Here is a 20,581-nt window from a genome sequence, read left to right on the forward strand (position 1 = left end):
GCACATGGCATGCTCGTCCCGCCCTCTCCCTTGCCGCAGCGCACCGATGACCGCCACCGTCCCGCCCCGCCGATTCCGGATTTCGATGCCCGTGCGCGTGCTGCTGGCGCTGCTGCTCGGCGCCATCGCCGGCCTGTCGCTGGCGGCGTGGGACGCCGCGGCGGCCGAACGCGTGGCCGGCTTCATGCAGCCGGTCGGCCGGCTCTGGCTCAATGCGCTGCAGATGACGGTGGTGCCGCTGGTCGCGGCGCTGGTCGTGGTCGGCATCAACGCCGCCGCGGACGCCGCGGCCTCGGGACGCACCGCGCGCGTGGCGATGACGGTGTTCCTGGTGCTGTTGCTGCTCAGCGGCAGCTTCGCCGCGGTGTCGGCGCCGGCGCTGCTGTCGATGCTGCCGCGCGACGAGCTGCAGGTGGCCGCATTCCGCGCCGCGATCCAGGCGCCGGAAGTGCTGCCGCAGGCGCCGGGCTTCGGGCTGTGGATCACCAGCGTGATCCCAAGCAACGTGCTGGCCGCGGCCGCCGCCAGCGCGATGCTGCCGCTGGTGGTGTTCTCGATGTTCTTCGGCTTCGCCCTGACCCGGCTGGAACCCGAGCGCCGCGAGCGCATGCTGGAGCTGGTGCGCACGCTCGGCGACACCATGATCGTCATCGTGCGCTGGGTGCTGTGGGTCGCGCCGCTGGGCGTGTTCGCACTGGTGCTGGCGGTCTGCGCCCATGTCGGGCTCGGCGTGCTGACCGCACTGGGCTACTACATCGCCCTGCAGTGCGTGCTGTACATCGCGGTCACGCTGCTGCTGTACGTCGTCGCGGTGGTCGTCGCCGGCGAACGGCTCAAGCGCTTCGCCGCCGCACTGGTGCCGGTGCAGGCGATCGCCGCCAGCACCCAGTCGTCGCTGGCCTCGCTGCCGGTGATGGTCGACAGCGCGCGCCAGCGGCTGGGCTATCCGCTGGCGGTCACCTCGCTGGTGCTGCCGATGGCGGTCTCGCTGTTCCGCATCGCCAGCCCCGTGCAATACCTCAGCGTCGTGGTGTTCATCGCCTGGATGTACGGCATCGAGCTGGGCGCCGCGCAGCTCGCGGTCGCGGTCGGGCTCAGCGCGGTCATCAGCATGGGCTCGGTCGGCCTGCCCGGCCAGGTCAGCTTCATGACCAACAACCTGCCGGTGACCCAGGCGATGGGCCTGCCGGTCGAACCGCTCGGCGTGCTGCTGGCGGTCGACACCATTCCCGACGTCTTCGCCACCGTCGCCAACACCAGCGCCGACGTCACCGCGACCGGCGTCGTCGCCCGTCAGACCGGCGCGGCGCCGGATCCGCTCGACGCCGGGCCATGACCATGACCGACACCTTCACCCTGTACCACAATCCGCGCTGCTCGAAATCGCGCGCCGCGCTGGACCTGCTGGAGCGCCGCGGCATCCATCCGCGCATCGTGCGCTATCTCGACGATCCACCGGACGCGGCCGCCCTGCGTACGCTGCTGCGCAGGCTCGGCATCCCGGCGCGTGCGCTGCTGCGCACCGGCGAGGACGACTATCGCGCGCTCGGCCTCGACGATCCGGCGCTGGACGACGATGCGCTGATCGCAGCGATGGCCGCGCATCCGAAACTGATCGAACGCCCGATCCTGGTGCGCGGCGAGCGGGCGGTCGTCGGCCGGCCGACCGAACGGCTGCTCGCACTGATCGACTGAGCGCCGTCGACCCGGGACACGCGAGTTGCGCAGGGCGGGTCTCGACCCGCGACTCGTGACGGCACCGGTGCTCGTGGCGGATCGGGATCCGCCCTACGGTGGCTGCGCGCCTGTCGCTGCTGCAACCCCTGCGCCCGTTGTGCACCGCGGGCTCGACCCGCCATTCTCAGTGCGACTTCGCCGCTTCCATCGTCCGCACCCGCGCCGGCGGCGCGAAGCTGTCGGCACGCGCGACCGGCCAGAACGTGCGGAACACCGCATGCTCCGGCACCCCGCCGACCAGCTCGCCCGGCTCGAGAAACCGGTACAGCGCGGCCAGCGAGCGCACTTCAGTCGGCGAAACCCGGCGCAGGATATGCTCCGGGCCCAGCTGCATCGGATGCTCCAGACCCGCTGCGCCGAGCATGTCGCGCAACGCCTTGAGCGTGTTCTGGTGGAAATGGAACACGCGCTCGGCCTTGTCGCCGACATCGAGCGTGCGCCAGCGCGCCGGATCCTGCGTGGCCACGCCGGTCGGGCACTGGTCGGTATGACAGCTGCGCGACTGGATGCAGCCGAGCGCGAACATGAAACCGCGGCCGGCATTGCACCAGTCCGCGCCCATCGCCAGCGCGCGGGCAATGTCGAAGCCGCTGGTGATGCGGCCCGCCGCCGCCACGCGCACGCGGTCGCGCAGGCCGATGCCGACCAGGGTGTTGTGCACCAGCATCAGGCCTTCCTGCAGCGGCAGGCCGACGTGGTTGATGAACTCCGACGGCGCCGCACCGGTCCCGCCCTCGGCGCCGTCGACGACGATGAAATCCGGCAGGATGCCGGTCTCCTGCATCGCCTTGGCGATGCCGAACCACTCCCACGGATGGCCGATCGCCAGCTTGAAGCCGGTCGGCTTGCCGCCCGAGCGCGCGCGCAGCCGCTCGACGAACTCCAGCAGCCCGATCGGCGTCGAGAACGCGCTGTGCGCCGCCGGCGACTCGCAGTCGACGCCCTCCGGAATGCCGCGCGTGGCCGCGATCTCGGCCGTGACCTTCGCCCCCGGCAGCATGCCGCCGTGTCCGGGCTTGGCGCCCTGCGACAGCTTGATCTCGATCATCTTCACCTGCGGCTCGGCGGCGTTGTCGGCGAAACGCGCCTCGTCGAAGCGTCCGGTCGCGTCGCGGCAACCAAAATAGCCCGAGCCGATTTCCCAGACCAGGTCGCCGCCGGCCTCGCGGTGGTAGCGCGAGATCGCGCCCTCGCCAGTGTCGTGGAAGAAGTTGCCGAGCTTCGCGCCGCGGTTGAGCGCGCGGATCGCGTTCGCCGACAGCGAACCGAAACTCATCGCCGAGATGTTGAACACGCTGGCCGCGTACGGCTGCGCGCGCTCTTCGCCGACCGGCACGCGGAAATCGTGCGAGGCCGCGTGCGCTGGCGCCAGCGAATGGTTGATCCACTCGTAGCTGGACCCGTACATCGGCAGCTCGCTGCCGAACGGCACCACGTCGCTGACGTTCTTCGCGCGCCGGTACACCAGGTCGCGCTGCTGCCGCGAGAACGGCACCTCGTCCTGGTCGTTCTCGATGAAGTACTGGCGGATCTCGGGCCGGAAGTTCTCCAGCAGGAAGCGGAAATGCGCGGTCAACGGGTAGTTGCGGCGCAGCGTCGACTGGCGTTGCAGCAGGTCCAGCGTGCCCAGCCACGCCAGCGCGATGAACACCACCGCGGCGACCGCCCATGCGCCGGAGCGCAGCCACAACACACTTGCCAGGGACACCACCGCCATGACGACGCAGAGCCCGTACGCCAGGTAGCGAAGCATCGCGTTCCTCAGCCTTGGAAGATGGGTGCCCGAAGCCGGGTCGAACCGCCATGGCCTGCACCCGGTGGATCCCGGGCAGCCACGCCGGCGGACACATCCCCGGATCCGGATACGGCACGCCGCAGCAGGTTTGCTGCGGCGACCGCGGGCCCAATCATACCCGGTGCGGGCCGGCAATCACGCCGATTCCCGTTGCTGCGACCCCTGGCCCGCGCGGGTTCCCGGCTCTGGGCGGCAAAGCCGCGGACGTACCTTCGCAGTCTTCGTCCGGCAGCGCGGATGGCCGCTCAGTCGCTGTCGTACGGCCCGAAAACCGCCTTGATCCGCCGCTCCTCGTCGGCGTCGTCGAGCACGTAGACACGGTAGCTTTCCCCGCCCTCGGCGACCCGGATGACGACGTGCCCCTGCGTACTGGCGGCGTGTTCCACGCCGTAGGTGGTTTTCGCGGTGGCCTCCGAGACATTGGTGACGAAGATGTCCCGGGGCCCGTTCCAGATTCCCTTCGAGGTCATGCGCCGGTAGGTGTTCACCGCCGGATGGCCTTCGGCGCGGGAACCGACCACGATCACCCGCGGGCGCAGGGTGCCCAGGAAAGCGGTGCTGTTCGCATCCCAGCTGCCGTGGTGGTTGGCCTTCATCGCATCGACCGGACCCGTCGCCCGCGCCACCGGCGTTTCGATGTCCTTCCAGGCTTCTTGCCCGAACGTCGTTTCCTCGTCGTGGGACGAGAGGTCGCCACCGGTGAAGTAATCGAACCTGCCGTAGGAAACCTTGAACGCGATGCTCAGGTTGTTCTCGATCGGATGATCGTCCGGCGCCAGGTCCTCCAGGGGCGGGAACACGTGGCGGGTGCCATTCTCCGTGCCGTCCCACACCACGCCGTTTGCGGCGATGTTCCTGATCGAGAACTGTGGATACGCGTCCGCGGCATGCACCGGCACGAGCTGGTCCCTGCGGCCCGGCAGGAAGCGCTGCACCGTGAGGCCGCGGTTGGCCACCTGCCAGGCGAGGAACCTGCGGTAGTTGTCCATCGTCGGATTCTCGATCCGCCTCGGGTAGTCGTAGTCCGGCCAGTCCCGGTCGATCACCCTGGCGACCGGGATCAGGTCGGCGATCTCGGTGATGCCGCTGCGCCGGTACGGGCCGATCTCCGAATGCGGCGAATCCTCGACGATCGCGCCCATGTGATCGCCATGGAAATGGGTAATGAGCGCGTAGTCGATCTGCGCCGCGCCTGCGGGCAGCACGCGCTGCACGTAGCGCGCAACCCATTCCCCGGGCGGGCGCGAGGCGTCGGGCCGGGTCGGCAGCGAGAACGGCGGCTTCTCCACGGTCTTGCCGCTGGTATCCACCAGCAGGCTGGTGCCGTCGGGCATGATCAGCAGCTGCGCCTCGCCGCGGCCGGTATTGATGTGGTGGATGTCCAGCTCCCCCCTGGTCCATGCCGGCAGCGGGCTGCCGACCCGGGGCCCAACCGCGGCAACCTGCGCAGCCGCATCGACGCCGGACGACGCGGCAGGCACCAGCAGCGCCAGCAGCAAGCACTTCGCGTGCATGGCGCCCCTCATGCCCTGTGCAACCGCGGTTCGTCGGGCGTGACGACGAACCGGGCGCGGGTGCTGAGCCTGCCACCCTTGCGCTGCACCTGGTCCATCACTTTCACATCGGCGCGCCATTGGTCCGGCGTCACATCGAACGTGTGGTAGCCGCGCAGGTTGTCGGCCAGCTTCAGGAAGGGATTGCCGGCATCGGTGAAGCGCGTGACGTTGGCGGAATCGATGCCGCCATCGCCGTTGGAGGAGATCGACGTCGCCAGGAACTCGGTCGCCGCCGCCGGACCGTCCGGTTCGTCGTCGCGCAACGGCACCTCGCCGATGGCGTTCATGTGCGCATCGCCGGTGGCGATGACCACGTTGGTCAGCTTCCGGTCCGCAATCGACTTGACCAGGCGCGCCCGGGACCCCGGATAGCCGTCCCACTTGTCGGGGAACCACGTCTGTTCCTCGCCTCCGGAACCGCGCGCCTTCAGCGGCATCACGAACACCTGCTGCGCGATCAGGTTCCAGCGCGCGCCATTGTCCAGACCGGCGTCCAGCCAGGCCTCCTGCGCCGGGCCCATGATGCTCGACGGTTCGCCTGCCTCGTACCTGCACCTGGCCGACGAGGGGTCGAGACAGCGCTGGTTGGCACGATGGCTGCGCGTATCCAGCACATGCATGCGCAGCAACCTGCCGTAGTCGAGCCGGCGGAAATAGCGCGTACCGCCATCCACGCGCGGGAACTGCGTCCTGCGCACCGGCAGGTTCTCGTACCAGGCCTGCATCGCCACGAACCTGCGCAGTGCGAACACCTCCGGCGGCGTGCGGTCCTGGTCCCATTCCCCGCCCCAGTCGTTGTCGATCTCGTGATCGTCGAAGGACATCACGAACGCTGCCGACGCGTGCGCGGCCTGGAGGTCGGGGTCGGACTTGTAGAGCGCGTAGCGGCGGCGGTAATCGTCCAGCGTGTAGATCTCGCCGCCGACATGGTCGCGCTCGACGGCCAGGTTGCCGGCCGCATCGTAGATCGGGAACTTGTCCGTGTTGCGGCCGGCGGGGCCTTCGTAGATGTAGTCGCCGTAATGGAAGACCGCATCGAGCTCCGGTTCCTCGCTCAGGTGGCGGTACGCGTCATACCAGCCCTGGTAATAGGCCTGGCAACCGGCAACCGCCAGGCGCACGCGGCCGGGCAGGTCGTCGGCAGCCGGCGCCGTACGCACCACGCCAACCGGACTGGCGCCCGCCCCGCCGACAATGAAGCGGTACCAGTACGGACGGGCGGGCTTCAGCCCCTGGACCTCCACGTGCACGCTGTGGCCGAGCTCGGGACGCGCCAGCGCCTCGCCGGCGAGCACGATACGCGCGAACCTCGCGTCCTCGGCAATCTCCCATTTCACCGGCACGGCCAGCATCGGCATGCCGCCGTGCTCGGCCAGCGGTTCCGGCGCCAGCCGCGTCCAGATCACGAACCCGTCCGGCCAGGGATCGCCCGAAGCCACGCCCAGCGAGAACGGATAGGCAGTGAATGCGGGCGCGGCCCAGGTCCTGCCGGCGTGGCCGAGTCCGGCGAACATGGCCAGGCTGCCGGCGCCGAGCAGGAACCTGCGGCGGTCGAGTTTGGGATATGACATCTTCTGGATCACCTGTGTGCTGGAGCGAAAGATCCGGCCGCGCCGTCGACGCGGCCCGGGACCGCGCATGCGATGCGGCCCCTTGCGACGACCATGGTTTCCGTCGGCAGGACGCCGACGCGTGCGCGGTCAGAAGCGGCCGCGGAATCCGAACGCGGCCCTGCGGCCGCTGTGGATGTAGATCTGGCTGTGGTGTCCCTTCTCGCCCAGGCCCGTTTCGCCGTTGGAATAGACGGTGTGCCGGTTCTGGTTGAAGAGATTGTTGGCGCTGAAATAGAACTCCAGCCCCATGAAATTGCTGCTGGTCTTGGGAATGATGGTGTAGCTGCCCGACAGGTTGACTTCCAGGTAGTCGTCGAAGGGCTGCTTCTGGTTCATGGTCTCGCCGTGGGCATTGACGATGTTGCCGGTCAGGCCGCGATCCTTCTCGTCGCTCCAGACGGTGTTGAGGTTCAGGCGCATCGGGCCATGGCGCCAGGCCAGTCCGACGTTGGCCACCTGCGTGGCGACCCGGGGCAGCACCACGTCGGGATCGCTGTAGGTATACGAGCCGCGCACGGTCAATCCCTTCAGCGCGCCCGGGAGATAATCCATGGCGTGGTTGAACTCGAACTCGTAGCCGCTGATGTTGATCTCGTCCGGCAGGTTCGACGTGGTGGTGACCATGTCCACCGGCTCGGTGCCGTCATAGCCGAATTCCTCCGGACTCATGGACACCGTGCTGATCAGGTCCTTGATCTTGTTGCGGTAGTAGTTGAGCGACACCAGCCCGACCGGCTCGAAGTACTTGACCAGGCGGATGGAGAAGTTGTCCGAGTATTCGGGCTTCAGGTTCTGGTTCGGCGCGCTCAGGACCACGCCGTCATCGTCGTAGGAAATCGACCAGACGCCGGCCAGGTCCTCCACTTCCGGCCGCTGGATGGTCTTGCTGTAGCCGGCGATCAGGTCGAGGCTGTCGGTGAAGCTGTACTTGACCGAGGCGCTGGGGAAGAACTCCGCGTAGTCGCCCTTGCGCTCGACCCTCGGCCTGCTGAGGTACTGGTATTCCAGGCCCTCGATGGTGGTGGCGCGGCCGGTCCCGTCGGAGACCGCGTAGCCCGCGGCGACGACTTCCTCCGGGCTGAGCGGGTCGAAGTCGTAGCTGCTGGTCCGGGTCTGCTCCCAGCGCAGCCCGGCCTGGGCCCTGAGCTTCTCGGTGAATTCGGCGGTGCCCATGAAGTACAGCGAATTGATGCTTTCGTCGACCTCACGGACATTGGCCACGTAGGCGTCGTACCACTGCGCCGGCGTGATGGTGTGCGTCCATTGCTCCGGGCTGGCCTGCATCATCTGGTAGATCTTGGCCAGGCTGTGCACGTACAGCTGGCCGCCGTTGAGCGTGCTGACGTACATTCCGCTGTCGCCGGCGGAGAACTGGTTGTCGCTCTGGATGGCGCGCAGGAATTCCGCGTTGCTCAACGGCCCGGTGTAGGTCCAGTCCAGGGCCTCGGAGTCGTTGCCGTAGTCGTAGCCGGCCCGCGTGGCCTTGAGCCCGGTCTTCCACGTCACCGGGACGTGGCCGATGTCCTGGTAGAACGAGAAATTGAGGCTGCCGCCGCGATAGTCCAGCTCGGCGGAACTGCCGTGGTTGGTGCGCACGGTCGGACGGGTCGAGCCGTTGTAGGCGCCGAGGGCGAAACTGTCGGGATCGGACCAGTCGGGGCCGTCGACCTGCTGGATCTTCCAGTCCTGGGTCATCCAGCTCTCGCGCGAGGCGGAGAAGTTCCCGCGCGAAGTCACCGGGTTGAGCAGGTCGTAGACCTGTCCCTTCTTGCCCGAGTCGTAGCGGCTGCTGGAGCGCGAGGAAAACAGGTTGCCGTCGAGCTTGAAGTGTTCGGTGTTCCACTCGAAGCTCGGAATGAAATTGCGGGTGTATCCCAGCTTGTAGTTGTAGGTGTGGTTGACGTTCAGGGTATTGGCGGTCTCGGCCGACTGGGTGGTGAAGTCAAGCGAGGGATCGCCGATCACGCCGCGCGAGCGGGCGTTGGTGGTGAACGCCGGATTGATGATGTTCGGCTCGATGTCGCCGCGGCTGACCGACGTCATCAGCGACAGGATCAGCTGGTCGGTGGCCTTGAAGTCCAGGCCCAGCTGCGCCACCCGGCGGTTGTATTCGCGGCCGTAGTTGTTCGCGGAAATCGAGGTCACCGCATAGGGCTCCGGGCTGACCGCCGTCGGCACGTAGTTGCGGCCCGCGGTGATCTGCTCCTGTTCCACATAGTTGGTCGTGCTGCTCACGCCGGCGGCGACGCCGAGGCGGCCGTCAAGGAACACGTCCGAGTAGTTGAAGGCGGACACGGGCAGGAACTTCTTGTCGTAGCCGCCTTCGATCGGGCCGCTGTCGTAGCTGTCCCAGAGGTTGGAATGGGTCGTCGCGCCGAGCTGCACTGTGATGTTGCGTCCCTTGCGGTCGAAGGCCTTCCTGGTGCGGATGTCGATCGTGCCGGCAGGCGCGTTGGCATCCATGTCCGCGCTGGTGGTCTTGTAGATGTTGATCGACTCGACCCCGGACAGCGCGATCTGCTCGAAGCTGAAGGTGCGCGAACTCGACTTGGCGGCGTCGATGCCGGAAAGACTCACGCCATTGACCGTCACGCCGGTGTACTTGGCCGGCAGCCCCCGCAGGGAGATGTTGCGCGGCGCGTCGTCGGCGACGACGTCGAAATCCACGCCCGGCATGTATTTCAGGAACTCGCCCGGGTTGCCGTCGCCGATCTCGCCGAAGCTGTCGGCCGACAGGGTGTTGGTGATGTTCATCGAGGCGCGCTGTTCCATGATCGCGCGGGCATCGCCTTCGCGGGCGCCGACCACTTCGACGGTGTCGAGGGTTTCGGCGGAAGCGACGGTGGCGGCGCCGCCGGATGCGTACAGCTCGATCAACTGCGTGCTGGTTTCGCCGCTTCTCACCTCGACGGCCTTGCTGGCGGTGACGAAGCCGGTGTATTCGACGGTCAGCTGCTGGGTGCCGGCAGGCACGGCACTGATGCGGAACTCGCCGCGCTCGCCGGAGATCGTGACCTGGCGGCCGTTGAGCCTGATGATCGCGTTGCGCAGGTATCCGCCGGTGACCGGGTCGAACACCTGGCCGAGGATGGCGCCGGTGCCCTGCATCTGCCCCGCACCGCCCCGCACCGCCGGCCTGACCAGTATCGTGCCGCTCTGGTCGGTGGAAATTTCGACGTCGGTCCCTTCGAGCAACCGGCGAAGCGCATCCTGCACGTCCATTTCACCGACGACGGCGGGCGTGTCGATACCGTCCAGGCCGATGCCGGTCGCCACGATCTGGACGCCGGCCTGGCGGGCCAGTTCGGGAATGGACGTGGCGGCAGGTTGCGCCGGGACGTCGAACGTGCGCGTCTGTGCAAACGCCTGCGCGCCGAACGACAGCGCGACCACAACGGCAGCCGACAGGATCTTCTTGCGGATCATGGTGTTTCGAACCTCGGTGTTCGCCGCAGGAAAGCTGCGGCATTGCACTCATGGATGCACCAGATCGCGGCTCCCCCACCCTGTAAGAAAAATTTAATGCTTCGCGGCGATGACGACCTGGCCGGCGGATTGCTCGACCTCGGCATCGAGCAGCGTGGCGACCGAGCGGGCGAAGCCCACCGGATTGTTCGAGGCGTACAAGCCGATCACGGGCGCGTCGGCCAGGGCCGGTTCGGCGATCACGATACGGGTATCGCTGTAACGGGCGAACGATCGCGCCGCTTCGGCCAGGGTCTCGCCATGGAAGGCGATCCTGCCTTCCCGCCAGGTCAGCAGGCGCTCGATTTCATCCGGCGTGAGCGGCGCCGGTACCGGCGCGGCGTGCATACCGGGAGCCGGCATCGACACGCGGGTATTCGAGGCGACGACGATGTCGCGGCTGCCGCTCTCGCCTTCCAGCGCCACCTGCCCCTCGCGCACCGTCACCTGCCACGACGCGCCTTCGAGATTGCTGATGCCGAAGGCCGCGCGGCTAGCTTGCAGCGTCTTTCCGCACACCTCGACGATGATCGGCTGCCTGTCGTCGGCGACCGACTGGACGTACATCTCACCATGCAGCAGCTTGATGCGTGCACGCCCCCGGGCGTCGTAGACCTTCACCCGGGTCTCGGTATTGAGCGTGATGGTGGATCCGTCCGGCAGGGGAAGCGTGCGGATCTCGCCCTTGACCGTGGCGTAGGCCTCGGGGGCGTCCACCAGCGACAGCGCGATCGTACCCACCAGCAGCAGGCTGGCGGCCAGCGCGCCACCGAGTCGCATCCACCCTTTGCGGACGGGTGCCGCCCCGTGCCCTGGCCTGGACAGGACATGGAGCTGCGCGTGCCGGGATAACGGGATGCCGGCGTTGGCCGACGCCTTCACCAGGATGGCCTGCGCGCGCAGCAGGCCGCCCTGCCGCCGGATGTCCCCCTGCAGCCATGCGTCGAGCGCGTCCTCCTCCTGCGCGGTCAACGGGGCGCGATCCAGCCGCGCCGCCCATTCGGCGGCTGCCCGGTCAATGCTCTGGCTGCTCTCGCGTGTGTCCATCGGGATGTCTGTCGCCTGTCCTTTGCTTAGAGACCCGAGCGGGGCGCTCCCCCCCTTCGGTCGCGAGCCATCTGGCGATCCAGCGGATGCCCCTGGCGATGAGCTTCTCGACCGCCTTCTCGCTGATGCCCATGCGCCGGGCGATTTCGCGCTGCGGCACGTCGTGGATGCGACGCAGGGAGAAGGCCTTGCGGGTCTTTTCCGGCATCGCCTCGATCACCCTGGTGACGTTCTCCAGCATGTCGCGTTCTTCGATCGCCTGCTCGGGCGCCGCGGACGCGTCGGCGAACTCCACCGGCCCCAGGTCTTCCATCGCCAGGATCGGCACGATCCGGCTGCGGCGGATATCGCGCAGGATCAGCGAATGCGCCGTCTGGTACAGATAGGCGCGGGGATTGCCGATGTCGTCGACCCGCGGCCTTGCCGCGAGCAGTGCATAGCTTTCCTGGATGATGTCTTCGACATCGAGCCCCGGCGTGGTGCAGCGGCGCGCCAGCCAGCGGCGCAGTCCCGGCTCGTGCGGCAGGATGTGCTCGGAAAACCAGATGACACAGGCGGGGGCAGCGAGTGGCGTGCGCCGCTTGCCGCTTCGAACCAGCCCCTGGTCCACCGGAACACCCCTGAAAACGAGAACGCGATCCTGCCGATTCTGCGCACGAGGCATTGCAGCACAATGACAGACGCAGCGGCCTGTCATGCCTTCCGGCGGCAACCGGTGGTCCCGGCAGCCCTGCCGGCAGCGCATGGTGAAGCGATTGGATGGTGCCCGGAGCCGGCACCGCAAAGTCATTGCAAGCTATTGATTTCAAATCGAACAAGACAACGAAAAAGCCGCTGTTACCGTCACAGTTACCGTTCGTCGGAAAGTGCTACCGCGGTGCGATTTCCCCTACCGACCGGCGGCGACAGCTTGGCAATTGCGCGGCAGCGGCATCGCAGCCCGGCCGTAGCGCCATCGCCGCGATGCCGAGGGAGGCAACGCAGCACAGCACACGCGCAGGCGTCCGCAGCAGCGCGCTACGGGCCGACGACAGGGGTACCCGCTACCGGTCTAGCGCCTAGGTTCAAGGCGAGCGCCTAGCGCCGCTTAGGCGGCCAGCTGCAAAGCGCGCGCATGGGCGGCGAAGCGAGCGCACATCGAGCGCGAGGCATGCGCGACGCGAGTGCAGCGCGGCGACTCAACGCGCAAGCCGCGAACGATCAATCCGAGTCGAGTCGGCAGGTAGATCAAGGGCAGGTAGATCAACAGATTTCAGGGCACTGCGTCACTTCCCCCCTATATAGGGGGGGAAGTAGTGACGCAGTTGATGCCGCGCGAAAAAAACACGTGACGCAGCAGTGACGCAGCAGGTGCAGGAACCGCGCTGTAGAGCCTTTCCTGCTGCGTCACGCCTAGGCGAAATGGTGACGCAGTAGTGACGCACTGCTGCGTCACGGGGTGCGTCAGAGGGGGTGTTTTGCGTCACCCCTGTGACGCACTTTTCTGAACGAAATATTAAGGCTTTTTAACATTCGAGAAGGGCAGGGCCGAGTCCAAAATCACCCCAACGCCGCCCTTCTCGCGAAGCCATTGCGACCCTTAGCGACACGCCCTACCCCTCGCCGTTCGCTATGCCGCATCCCCTGCCGCATTACCTGCCGAAGCGTCACGCCGTGTTCTACTTCGCAAGCTCTAACGCTCTTCCTGCCGACGAATCAACACCGTTCGGCCTGACTGCAATAGTGGTGGCCTAGGCAGGAAGGGCAGACACAGCGTGCCGCCTACAGCATCGCGCCGCAGTCGTCCGACCACGGCGTATCGTGTAGGGAAATTCTCAACCGAATGTCAGCCAATGGAGTCAGCGCAATGACCGAAGCCACTATCGAAAACGCGGCGCTAACCGACGTATTGACGAAGGCTGCGGAGCTAGAAGTTTCGCTCGACTCGTTAGACCCAAGCGGCCGCGATATGTTCGGCGCGCTACTCGCGAAAAACTGGAACGCAATGCGTCGCGGCGGTCTGGACGACATGCCCCAGTTTGACGACATCGTCGCAATCCCGGCAGTTCCGACCGCGCATCTACTGGCGCCGTTCTTTGATGACGAACACGTCAGCTTTCAACTGTTCGCATCCTGTCTGAAAGCCTTGCACTACACAAAGCCATAAGGCGGCCATCTAGGCGCCGCAAGTCAGATCACATCGACGTCCAATCCACTCTGATTTCAGTGGTCCAACTCTTCCGCAAACACCCGTAGCGAACAGCGTCGGCAGCATGGTCGGGGCCGCTGCTGTCTAGGTCCTCGATTCGCTTCGGATCATTGGTCAGATACGGGACCGTTGCCCAAAAATACTCACACGTCCGGGCGATGTAGAGTCCGGGCCGGTCAGGCTTGCCGGCATCGGCCAGCAACCGGCGCATGCGCGTCCACCCGCTTAGCCTGTCCGCCTTTCGTGCCGGCGTGAAGCTCACGCCCGCAATGCGGAACTCATCGGCGATGCTGCCCGCCCCGTGGCCAGTCTTGGCGAAGATCGCGTCGTCCGCAACGCCTGCGGGGCGAATGCTCCAACGCTCGGCCATTGCCTTGATCGCCTCGCCGAGAATGGGCACCGTCCAGCCGTTGCCAGCGTCGAGGCTGTCGCGGCGGTTCGTCGCCAGCTCGTCGACCAACACGAGACTGTCGCGCGCGTAGAAGCGCCCGTCCGGCCCTTCCTCGCCGGGGCTGACCGCGACGACGTAGGTCGCGGACGGCGCCGACGATCCAAAGTCGTGCGTCAGGTACGCGCCCCAACCTGCCGGTATCTCTTGCCACGGGTCGCAGGCGTTGCGCTGTTCGTCCAGCACACTGGCGAAGTACGCGCCACGGTTCACGGCCCAATCGCCATCAATCCATGCGCGCAACAATTCGGGATCGCCTGGACACGCGCTCTCAAGCTGGCTTCGGTACTGGTCGCGGTCGATGAATTCGTTACCGTCGAAGGTTGACGGCGCATAGGTCCATTGCCGTTTAGATTTCGGCTCGATAAACGGGGTCCACGGTGCGGCCGCGAACACATAGCGCCGTGCCAGCCAATGATGCCCGACGCCGCCGGGATTCGCGGCCATCACCATGCGGATTGGCACTTCTACAGGTCCGCGCAAGTTGCTTCGCAGCATATCCAGCAGATCGGGCGACACGAATTGCCCGGCTTCGTCCACAAGCAACAGCGTAAAGCTACGGCCTTGATACTTGGCATAGTCCGACGCGCTTTCCAGCTGCCCGAGTTCCAGATAGCCACCGTTCGGCAGTCGCCACACGTGTTCCGCAGCGTTGTAGCGGGCGCCGGTCCCGTAGATCGAACCGAACAATTCGCGCGTAATCAGCTCAAAGTCGGCAAGGCCTTTGTACGTCTTTCGGATGTACAGAATGCGCGCTCGTTGCCCGTACTGTTCGATATGCCGCAGTGCGAGCAACGCCAACAGATAGGACTTTCCGCCGCCACGTCCGCCGCCTAGAAATACGTCCAGCGGTTCGGGCAACGCCATGACCTGCTGTTGCAGCTTGTTTAGGCTGATCGGCTGTTCATTCGCCATGCTCGATCACCTTCGCTTCGTTGCTCTTGCCCTTCCTGCCGACCGTCTTTTCGAGCGCCTTCGTGTACTGATCCATCGGCAACGCGCCGGGCAGCTGGAACGTGATAGATACGCGATTCGCGATGTCCGATTGGTCGCCCTCGCGGTAGCCGTGGCGGCTCTTCAGCAGGAAAATTGCGGCCGTGACGTTGCCGCGTGACGTGGCTTGCGTAAACAGCGAATTGAACAGCGCTTGATGCTCGCGTTCCCTGCCTTGCTCGAACTCGCGTTGTAGCTCGGGATCATCCGCGAGCCAGCGATTCATCGTTTCAGCACAGACACCGAAGCGGTAGGCCATCGCTTTTTTGGAGTAGCCGATAGCCGCCCAATCGCGAATCTTTTCGGCGCAATCGGCCGGCGGATGTTTGGTGTTTCCGGGGTATTTCTTTTCGTTTGCCATGGCAAAAACGGGGCGACTTGCGCCGCCCCGCTCCGATGCTTACCGCGAAATGAGAAACGCGAGGGGAATCGCCTTGCGCTCGGCTGCAACCCGATCCCAATGCGCGGCAAGGCGCAGATCGGCCAGCGACGGCGCTGCCTCGACCAACGTGCCTTCGATCCACGAGAAGCCGGCAGGGTGCACAGCCACGTTCATACGCGAATGCAGCACGTGCATGCCGCCACCGTTGCCGGCGCTCGGCACGTTCTCCACTTCGGTGCCTTCCGCGACGTTCGGCGGCGACATGCCGTAGCCGATGGCGCCGGGACCAAACAGGATGGTCGTGTAGGCGGTCGCGTCCCCGGTCCCGGTCGCCGGCAGGCCGTCATCCACCGCCACCGCGAGGCCACGATAACGCGCGATCGATCCACCCTGCGAATCAGGGATGAAGTCGATCAGATCGGCCTTCAGGGCGCGCCGGTAGATCGTGGAGTGCATCGCAATCCCGGTCAGGCTTCCCGCTGCGTCACCGAGGTCGGCAGTGGCATCGATCACCGCGTCGGCACTGAACACACCAGCATCGCCGGTTTCGCCCGTGATGTTCAGCACCATGTCGCCGCCATCGTTCGCGACGTTGTCGGCCAGAACGCCAACAAGCGAGGCAATGATGCGCGCCTGCAACTGCCGATCCCAATAGGCGGTCGCACGGTCCTGAATCCGCTCGATAGCATTAGAGCCCGCAAGTTCGCTCGCGAGGTTCATCGCGGACCACGAGTTGTGCAAGAAAGACTTGCGAACCCTTTGGCTACCGGCGCCGATCTTCTTCGGCGCGGCGAAGTCGTCCGGATCGTCGTTCGTGATGTTGGCTTCTTCGTTGCCAAGATCACGCCAGAACGGGACGGTAAAGCTATCGCTTCCGGCGCGTAGTGCTTCGCTGATGACAGGGTTAAGAACAGCCGCGCCGGACTGCACCAATGCAGTGCGCTGCATGGTGTTCTCGACGACGTAATCGGTAAAGTTCTGCGGGACGATAACGTCCGCAAGGCGAGTCGTTGCCATGATATAAACTCCGAATCAAAAGATAAGAAAGAGATTCGGACATTTGCCAGACTTGGCGCGTGCCGTCGCCGACATCGGCGAGGAAAGGAAGCGAAACCGGACCGGACACGCGCCGCAATCCGGTTTCGCTTCGATAATCTAGCACAGCAGCAGAGCTATTTACTGCAAACCGAACTTCGGCCGCTCGCGCGTGCGCTCTTCGACCGCAGGGGTGAAAGGCTTGTCGGCATTCGGCCTGCCGGCGGCGCCGCTGCCTACGGCCTTCGATCCGACGATGACGCTCGCGAATCGCCTTTGATCCGGCGTCCAGCTTGCCGGGTCTTTACTCGGCGCTAGAAACTCGGCGATTTCCTTCGCATCGAACGCCAACGGCCGCGCTTCGCTGCCTTCGCCAACGGAAACCGGCTTTCCTTCGGTATCGGTAACGCACGGGTTACCCGCGTCATCCAGCGCAAATGCATAGCCGGCACGGTCCCATACCGCACGGAACAGCACGGCATCCGTAGCGATTTCGTCAATCAACCGCTCTACGGGTGCATCCAGCCGGAACGCGCGCAACTCGCCTCGCAACTTGTCGCGTTCCGCCACTACTGCCGACATTTCGCCCTTGGTCGCGTCGTGCGCGGCCTTCTCCCGCTTGCGCTCGTCGAGCAATGCGGCGCTGTTCGTGCGCAGCTTATCTAGTTGCGATTTCAGTTCCGCGTTTTCTTGCTGCAATTCGTCAATGTTCACTTTCACGCTCCGCTCTAGTAAGTCCACCCAATCCGATCAACCGCCTAAATACGTCACCCTTTCGACTTGCGATTGACTCCAAAACAGCGTTGTATTGCAGTTGCAATGCCGCCAGCTTCCGGCTTTGCTTTTTCTTCTCGTCCATTAGCCGTTGATTGTGCGCAACTATCCGATCTACTTCGCACTCCCTGCGCCGCAACTCGCTTTTGAGCCGGCTATTCTTCCGGCGCAACTCGTCAATATCGTCTGTCATGATTCGTTATCCTTTCTCCAACGCCTGACCTTGCTTTCGCTTACATCGATCCCGCATTTGCTCTTAATCATGATTACGGCTTCGCGTCCGCTGTACTCATAGTTCCCATCCAGCTTTCGCGCCCCGGCAACTTCGGCGATTGCGCTTTCACGCACACGCTCGGCGAGTTCTGCCGGCGATTCATGCGGGCGCGTCAACACTGCCGACGAATCGCCGTTATCGAAGTCGATTCGCTTCAGCTCCAACAGCATGGGGATTGGCGCTTCCGCGTCTTTCTGTTTCGTGCTGTTGAACCCGATGCGGCCGTTGTCGTCTTTGGTGATGGTGATTTCGGCGTCGAGCGCGGCATAGAACGCGCTACTACCTCGCGCGCGGTTTGTGCCGTGCCCGCTGTGATGGATCACGACGACGGTCGCGCCGGCTAGTTCGCCTTTCATTTCGTCGCAGGCGCGAATGAATTTCGCCATTGCGGCGGCGCTGTTCTCATCCTCGCCGCCGAACGCGCGATGTAGGGTGTCGACGACGATCAAACGCGGCGTCCCGCTCGTCGCGATCATTGATCGGATTGCGGCGACAATCGCGGCCGCACTTCCGGGCTCGGTTAGCGCCGGCAGTCTGTCGGCAAGGAACAGCGGCGCGTCCGACAGATCGACAGCGTTTTCCAGCGACCACGCATCAATGCGGCGCTTCAGGCCGGCTAGACCTTCGCCGGCAAGGTAGAACACCGCCCCGGCTTCGACCGCGCAATCGAAGAACGCGGACCCTGTTGCAACGCTGCATGCGACGGCGAGCGCACAGAACGACTTGCCAGCGCCGGATGCGCCGATGATCGCGGACAGCGAGGCCGAAGGAATCCACCCGGCGACCATCCACGACTGCGGAACGGTGCGCAGCGTTCCGACACGGGCGAACGTGACCAGCGGGCGCCCGGCGTTCTGCGCAGACAGCGCATTGACCCAGCCGCGTGCCTGGGCCTCGGCCAGAATCACCCGCTGCCCGCCATCGAGCGCGGTCGCGGCCGCCCATACGGCCCGGTTGCCCGCTTCGTTGTAGGCGGCCGGCGCTGTGCGGCTCCACGCGTCCCATATCACGCGGCCAGCCTCGCCATAGGCGCGCAGCGCGCACGTGACGCGGCGCCACAGCGCGGCGTCCCCTGCCGGCAGGAAGCGCAAGGCGCGGTCTACGGCCTCGGCGTCGAGCGGCGGCACGGCAGGAAGGGCGGCGGCGAACGGCGCCGGCAGGATGGCGTGCGCCCCGGCGACAGGCGCAGCGGGCGCCACGGGCGCGGCAACGAGCGGTGCGGCGCTAGCCTGCCCAAACTGCCGGCGGACGATGTCGGCGCTGTACGGCGCGCCGTCGTGCCGATGGATGATACGAACCGGGAACGGCTCGCCCTTGCGGTGCTGGAAACCGGGCAAGCGCATCACGCGCGGCAGGTCATTGACCGACTTGTCACCCTCGAACCGGGCCGCGATGGCGCGTTGCAAGCTGGCGAATTCGTCGAGCGATAGCCCGTCAACGCGCCAATAGGCGTGGAACCTGCCGGGCGACGACTCGACGGCGACATGCGGCACAAGGTCGCAGCGCCGCACAGCGTCCAGCGGCGTGCCGTCTAGGTCCACGAACACGGCCCGAACGCGCGCGATGTCTGCGGCTTTGTGTCCGCCTTCGTTGACGACAACAAACACGCCATCGCCCGCTGCGTTCGCCGCCGCAAGTGCGTCGAAGTGTTCGGCCAGCGTGCCGGTGTAGTTCTTTCCGCCGCCCTTGCGGTTATCGGCGAAGGTACGGAAAGCGAACGTGCCGGCAGTAGAGTCAAGAGCGGATAGGAACCGGCTCGCCGTAAATCGGTCCGCAGTGGCCGGCACAACCGGCACAGGACTGGCGTTCATCCATTGCCACCCGCGACCGCATGCCGCAATCGATACTCGGATGCGAGCGCCCAAAGGCGTTGCAGCACATGCAACGGGAACCGCTGCATTTCCGGCTCGGAATTCGATTCATCGAACACGCGCAGGTCCACAGCCACGATCCACGGCGAACGCTCGACAATGATCGGTTCGCGAACGATGGCGAACGGGTGCGCGGCACGATGCACAACGCGCCAGCTCGCGCCGTCGGTTGCAAGTTCGGCTAGCGCCCATTCGGTATCGGGCGGCATCGCCGCAGTCGGTACCAACAGCGATAACGTGTTGAACAGCGCCGACAGGCCGACGAACTGTTCCGCCGTGCAGCCGCAATCAATCGCTGATTGCAGCATCGCCGCTGTAGGCGTTGCGGCGGTCACTTCGCATCACCCCGGCGATACTCGGACGCTAGCCGGTAGAGTTCCAGCGAAAGCGCATCGTCTTTCGTGCGCATCGCGCGTCGGTACAGGTCGGAAGCAATCGTTACGGGATCGGGAAGGCGTGCGTCATCCATGATGCTGCGCAGGTAGGCGGACACGTCGCAGACGAAAGCATCGTTCCAGATCGAACACGCGTAAGCGGACACGTTGTCGCACAAGTGCAATTCATGCAGAAACGCGCGGAATTCGGCGTCCGCGTCGGCGCCCATGTAACGCAACACAGCGTCGAACGAATAGGCGTCGGGATGCTTGGCGCGCTCTACCGCAAACCACAGCAGGTGGCGCGCAAGTTCCGGTCTTGCAGACAGCGCCGTTTCCCGCGCACCGGATTGACGCGCCAGCAAGCGGGAAACGCGCGTCGCATCGGGCGCGGTCATGCGGCACCGCCGAACGGGTGCGGCTTGGCAGGCGCGGCGGCCTCGACAGCAGGGGCGGCCTCAACAGCGGGGGCGACAGGGGCGGCGCTATCGTCCGGGCTGGCATCGGCCCGATAGCCTGCCGGGTCGGCGATCCAGCGATTGAGTTCGACCGCGTCGAACAGCGAGCAACGCGACGACACACGCACCGGACGCGGGAACGTGCCGTCGGCAATGCGGCGATAGATCGTCGCCGACGACATGCCGACGAGCGGCCGGACTTGCGCAAGACGGACGCGGCCGGCGAATACAGGGAGCGGTGAATCAGACATTGGGCGGCACCTGTTTGGGATGCCGCAGAATCTATCGACGCGGTGCGATGGGCACCAAGGGATTAATGTTATGCGGGCTTACAATGCGGCCTTTATGCGGCGCTTCATATCGCGCTTCGCCGTACCGTAGTTACCGGGATCAGATTGCGGGTCAAGATGCGGCCGGTATTCATGCAGCGCCCAAACGCTGGCGGCATCGATATCTGCAAACGTCCCGTCTTTTACGCGCTTCGCAGCCTTTGCAACGATATCCGCCAACTTTGTTGTTTGCGGTCGCCCCGTACTTTTACCCTTCGGCGACATGGGCACGCCTGCGGCTA

Annotated in this window: 19 protein-coding genes; 3 read left to right on the forward strand and 16 right to left on the reverse strand. The window is 65.5% G+C overall.

Features of this window, described 5'->3' with window-relative positions:
* Positions 1-85: 85 nt before the first annotated feature.
* Together LDO26_RS05770 and arsC are read left to right on the forward strand one after the other, a co-directional pair.
* Positions 86-1,336, forward strand: a complete 1,251-nt coding sequence (locus tag LDO26_RS05770) for a dicarboxylate/amino acid:cation symporter (protein WP_255682026.1) — start codon at positions 86-88, stop codon at positions 1,334-1,336.
* Complete coding sequence (gene arsC, locus LDO26_RS05775; protein WP_232130112.1) at positions 1,333-1,695, forward strand: arsenate reductase (glutaredoxin); 363 nt, start codon at positions 1,333-1,335, stop codon at positions 1,693-1,695. Before LDO26_RS05770 ends, arsC begins: the two co-directional genes overlap by 4 nt.
* A gap of 166 nt (positions 1,696-1,861) precedes the next feature.
* Here arsC and LDO26_RS05780 read toward each other — a convergent pair whose 3' ends face one another.
* From LDO26_RS05780 to LDO26_RS05805, 6 genes are all read right to left on the reverse strand, one after another.
* Positions 1,862-3,490, reverse strand: coding sequence for an FMN-binding glutamate synthase family protein (locus tag LDO26_RS05780; protein ID WP_232130113.1), 1,629 nt, complete (start codon positions 3,488-3,490; stop codon positions 1,862-1,864).
* A 287-nt stretch (positions 3,491-3,777) separates the two neighbouring features.
* On the reverse strand, positions 3,778-5,046 hold the full coding sequence (locus tag LDO26_RS05785) for a ComEC/Rec2 family competence protein (RefSeq protein WP_232130114.1): 1,269 nt from the start codon (positions 5,044-5,046) through the stop codon (positions 3,778-3,780).
* A gap of 8 nt (positions 5,047-5,054) precedes the next feature.
* The gene (locus LDO26_RS05790; protein ID WP_232130115.1) at positions 5,055-6,659 is read right to left on the reverse strand and encodes an alkaline phosphatase D family protein; all 1,605 of its coding nucleotides are present in this window, start codon (positions 6,657-6,659) and stop codon (positions 5,055-5,057) included.
* A 129-nt stretch (positions 6,660-6,788) separates the two neighbouring features.
* A complete protein-coding gene (locus tag LDO26_RS05795) occupies positions 6,789-10,127 on the reverse strand; it encodes a TonB-dependent receptor (RefSeq protein ID WP_232130116.1) in 3,339 nt (1,112 codons plus the stop codon).
* Positions 10,128-10,220: 93 nt separating this feature from the next.
* Positions 10,221-11,213, reverse strand: a complete 993-nt coding sequence (locus LDO26_RS05800) for a FecR family protein (protein WP_232130117.1) — start codon at positions 11,211-11,213, stop codon at positions 10,221-10,223.
* The gene (locus tag LDO26_RS05805; protein WP_232130118.1) at positions 11,182-11,823 is read right to left on the reverse strand and encodes an RNA polymerase sigma factor; all 642 of its coding nucleotides are present in this window, start codon (positions 11,821-11,823) and stop codon (positions 11,182-11,184) included. Before LDO26_RS05805 ends, LDO26_RS05800 begins: the two co-directional genes overlap by 32 nt.
* Positions 11,824-13,059: 1,236 nt before the next feature.
* Here LDO26_RS05805 and LDO26_RS05810 point away from each other — a divergent pair.
* Complete coding sequence (locus LDO26_RS05810; protein WP_232130119.1) at positions 13,060-13,359, forward strand: hypothetical protein; 300 nt, start codon at positions 13,060-13,062, stop codon at positions 13,357-13,359.
* A gap of 28 nt (positions 13,360-13,387) precedes the next feature.
* Here the strand turns inward: LDO26_RS05810 and LDO26_RS05815 are convergent, their stop codons facing one another.
* The 10 genes from LDO26_RS05815 to LDO26_RS05860 all read right to left on the reverse strand — a co-directional run bounded on the left by LDO26_RS05815 (position 13,388) and on the right by LDO26_RS05860 (position 20,564).
* Positions 13,388-14,764 carry a phage terminase large subunit gene (locus LDO26_RS05815; protein WP_232130120.1) on the reverse strand — a complete coding sequence of 459 codons (1,377 nt, stop codon included), beginning with the start codon at positions 14,762-14,764 and terminating at the stop codon, positions 13,388-13,390.
* A complete protein-coding gene (locus tag LDO26_RS05820) occupies positions 14,754-15,203 on the reverse strand; it encodes a hypothetical protein (protein WP_232130121.1) in 450 nt (149 codons plus the stop codon). Before LDO26_RS05820 ends, LDO26_RS05815 begins: the two co-directional genes overlap by 11 nt.
* 39 nt (positions 15,204-15,242) lie before the next feature.
* Complete coding sequence (locus LDO26_RS05825; protein WP_232130122.1) at positions 15,243-16,241, reverse strand: hypothetical protein; 999 nt, start codon at positions 16,239-16,241, stop codon at positions 15,243-15,245.
* Between the two features lie 159 nt (positions 16,242-16,400).
* Complete coding sequence (locus LDO26_RS05830) at positions 16,401-16,973, reverse strand: hypothetical protein (protein ID WP_232130123.1); 573 nt, start codon at positions 16,971-16,973, stop codon at positions 16,401-16,403.
* Positions 16,963-17,226 (reverse strand): hypothetical protein, encoded by a 264-nt coding sequence (locus LDO26_RS05835; protein ID WP_232130124.1) that lies wholly within the window; start codon positions 17,224-17,226, stop codon positions 16,963-16,965. Before LDO26_RS05835 ends, LDO26_RS05830 begins: the two co-directional genes overlap by 11 nt.
* On the reverse strand, positions 17,223-19,118 hold the full coding sequence (locus LDO26_RS05840; protein ID WP_232130125.1) for an AAA family ATPase: 1,896 nt from the start codon (positions 19,116-19,118) through the stop codon (positions 17,223-17,225). The genes LDO26_RS05835 and LDO26_RS05840 overlap by 4 nt, the downstream gene beginning before the upstream one ends.
* The gene (locus LDO26_RS05845) at positions 19,115-19,513 is read right to left on the reverse strand and encodes a hypothetical protein (protein WP_232130126.1); all 399 of its coding nucleotides are present in this window, start codon (positions 19,511-19,513) and stop codon (positions 19,115-19,117) included. The genes LDO26_RS05840 and LDO26_RS05845 overlap by 4 nt, the downstream gene beginning before the upstream one ends.
* Positions 19,510-19,950 (reverse strand): hypothetical protein, encoded by a 441-nt coding sequence (locus LDO26_RS05850; RefSeq protein ID WP_232130127.1) that lies wholly within the window; start codon positions 19,948-19,950, stop codon positions 19,510-19,512. The genes LDO26_RS05845 and LDO26_RS05850 overlap by 4 nt, the downstream gene beginning before the upstream one ends.
* Positions 19,947-20,261, reverse strand: coding sequence for a helix-turn-helix transcriptional regulator (locus LDO26_RS05855; RefSeq protein WP_232130128.1), 315 nt, complete (start codon positions 20,259-20,261; stop codon positions 19,947-19,949). The genes LDO26_RS05850 and LDO26_RS05855 overlap by 4 nt, the downstream gene beginning before the upstream one ends.
* A 78-nt stretch (positions 20,262-20,339) precedes the next feature.
* Complete coding sequence (locus LDO26_RS05860) at positions 20,340-20,564, reverse strand: hypothetical protein (RefSeq protein ID WP_232130129.1); 225 nt, start codon at positions 20,562-20,564, stop codon at positions 20,340-20,342.
* Positions 20,565-20,581 lie beyond the last annotated feature (17 nt).

The organism is Proluteimonas luteida (assembly GCF_021191695.1).
Taxonomy (GTDB): domain Bacteria; phylum Pseudomonadota; class Gammaproteobacteria; order Xanthomonadales; family Xanthomonadaceae; genus Luteimonas; species Luteimonas luteida.

Coding starts and splice junctions, on each gene's coding strand:
- LDO26_RS05860 (WP_232130129.1), bottom strand. CDS start 20,564: ATGTCGCCGAAGGGTAAAAGTACGGGGCGACCGCAAACAACAAAGTTG.
- LDO26_RS05785 (WP_232130114.1), bottom strand. CDS start 5,046: ATGCACGCGAAGTGCTTGCTGCTGGCGCTGCTGGTGCCTGCCGCGTCG.
- LDO26_RS05855 (WP_232130128.1), bottom strand. CDS start 20,261: ATGTCTGATTCACCGCTCCCTGTATTCGCCGGCCGCGTCCGTCTTGCG.
- LDO26_RS05850 (WP_232130127.1), bottom strand. CDS start 19,950: ATGACCGCGCCCGATGCGACGCGCGTTTCCCGCTTGCTGGCGCGTCAA.
- LDO26_RS05840 (WP_232130125.1), bottom strand. CDS start 19,118: ATGAACGCCAGTCCTGTGCCGGTTGTGCCGGCCACTGCGGACCGATTT.
- LDO26_RS05780 (WP_232130113.1), bottom strand. CDS start 3,490: ATGCTTCGCTACCTGGCGTACGGGCTCTGCGTCGTCATGGCGGTGGTG.
- LDO26_RS05795 (WP_232130116.1), bottom strand. CDS start 10,127: ATGATCCGCAAGAAGATCCTGTCGGCTGCCGTTGTGGTCGCGCTGTCG.
- LDO26_RS05820 (WP_232130121.1), bottom strand. CDS start 15,203: ATGGCAAACGAAAAGAAATACCCCGGAAACACCAAACATCCGCCGGCC.
- LDO26_RS05825 (WP_232130122.1), bottom strand. CDS start 16,241: ATGGCAACGACTCGCCTTGCGGACGTTATCGTCCCGCAGAACTTTACC.
- LDO26_RS05815 (WP_232130120.1), bottom strand. CDS start 14,764: ATGGCGAATGAACAGCCGATCAGCCTAAACAAGCTGCAACAGCAGGTC.
- LDO26_RS05770 (WP_255682026.1), top strand. CDS start 86: ATGCCCGTGCGCGTGCTGCTGGCGCTGCTGCTCGGCGCCATCGCCGGC.
- LDO26_RS05810 (WP_232130119.1), top strand. CDS start 13,060: ATGACCGAAGCCACTATCGAAAACGCGGCGCTAACCGACGTATTGACG.
- LDO26_RS05790 (WP_232130115.1), bottom strand. CDS start 6,659: ATGTCATATCCCAAACTCGACCGCCGCAGGTTCCTGCTCGGCGCCGGC.
- LDO26_RS05800 (WP_232130117.1), bottom strand. CDS start 11,213: ATGGACACACGCGAGAGCAGCCAGAGCATTGACCGGGCAGCCGCCGAA.
- arsC (WP_232130112.1), top strand. CDS start 1,333: ATGACCATGACCGACACCTTCACCCTGTACCACAATCCGCGCTGCTCG.
- LDO26_RS05835 (WP_232130124.1), bottom strand. CDS start 17,226: ATGACAGACGATATTGACGAGTTGCGCCGGAAGAATAGCCGGCTCAAA.